This window comes from Pseudonocardia sp. SID8383, assembly GCF_009864975.1.
Lineage (GTDB): Bacteria > Actinomycetota > Actinomycetes > Mycobacteriales > Pseudonocardiaceae > Pseudonocardia > Pseudonocardia alni.
Window position 1 is genome coordinate 1 of the sequence record NZ_WWFY01000429.1, and the last position, 1,270, is coordinate 1,270.

Annotated in this window: 1 protein-coding gene; it reads right to left on the reverse strand. The window is 76.1% G+C overall.

The window, feature by feature from the left end; translation table 11 throughout:
* Window positions 1–45 precede the first annotated feature (45 nt).
* Window positions 46–1,270 (reverse strand): ATP-dependent DNA ligase (locus tag GTW08_RS10645; protein ID WP_161151837.1); only part of this gene is annotated, 1,225 nt, incomplete at its 5' end.

Sequence of the window (1,270 nt, forward strand, 5' to 3'; positions counted from 1 at the left end):
CCCGGCGGGCTCGGTCCCGGTGGCCCGCGACGGCGCCGCGGCCGCTCAGCCCGACAGCAGCGCCCGCACCGCGTCGAGCGAGTCGGCCTCGGCCGGGGTCTTGTCCGGGCGGTAGCGCAGCACCCGGGCGAAGCGCAGCGCGACCCCGCCCGGGTAGCGGGTGCTGCGTTGCGCGCCGTCGAGCGCGATCTCGACGACGAGCTCGGGCCGCAGGTGCACCACGCCCGGCTCGCGCGCCGTCTCGTACTCCGGGAAGGTCGCGGTCTGCCAGGCCAGCAGCTCGTCGGTCATCCCCTTGAACGTCTTGCCGACCATCACCGGCTCCCCGCCGTCCGGGTCGCGGGCGCCGAGGTGGATGTTCGACAGCGACCCGGTCCGCCGCCCGTAGCCCCACTCGGCGCCCAGCACCACCAGGTCCAGGGTGTGCACCGGCTTCACCTTCTGCCAGGCCCTGCCGCGCCGCCCGGCCGCATACGGCGCGGCCAGGTCCTTCACCACGACGCCCTCGTGCCCCGCCGACAGCGCCTCCTCCAGCACCTCGGCGGCCTGCTCCGGCGACGGCCGCCGGGCCCCCGGCATCCGCAGCGCGGCGTGAGTGTCCGCGGCGAGCAGCCCGGCGAGCGCGTCGAGCCGGGTCTCGGTGGGATCGTCGACGAGGTCGCGGCCGTCGAGGTGGAGCAGGTCGAAGAAGAACGGCGACAGCATCACCTCGCCGCCGGACTCCTCGGTCCCGAACCGGCTCATCGTGTCCTGGAACGGGCGGGGGCGACCGTCGTCGTCGAGGGCGAGGGTCTCGCCGTCGAGCACCGCGGTGTCGCAGGGCAGTCCGCGCACCAGCTCGACCAGCTCGGGCACGCCGTCGGTGATCTCGCGCAGGGTGCGTGTCCACACCCGCACCTCGTCGCCGCGGCGGTGCACCTGGATGCGGGCGCCGTCGAGCTTGTGTTCGACGGTGACGTCGGTGCCGAGCGCGGCCAGCGCGGCGTCGAGCGAGTCGCCGGGGGCGGCGAGCATCGGCCGGACCGGCCTGCCCACCTCCAGCCCGACCGCGGCGAGCGCGTCCTGTCCGCCGGTCAGCGCGGTGGCCGCGGTCTCAGGCAGCCGGCCGGACAGCATGAACGCGCGGCGCACCGCGGGCGCGGCCACCCCGGAGGCGGCGGCGACGGCGTCCACCATCAGCCCCTCCAGTGCGCCCTGGCGCAGCTCGCCGGTGAGCAGACGGTGCAGGAAGCGCTGCTCCTCGGTGGTCGCGGCGCCGTACAGCTCGGTG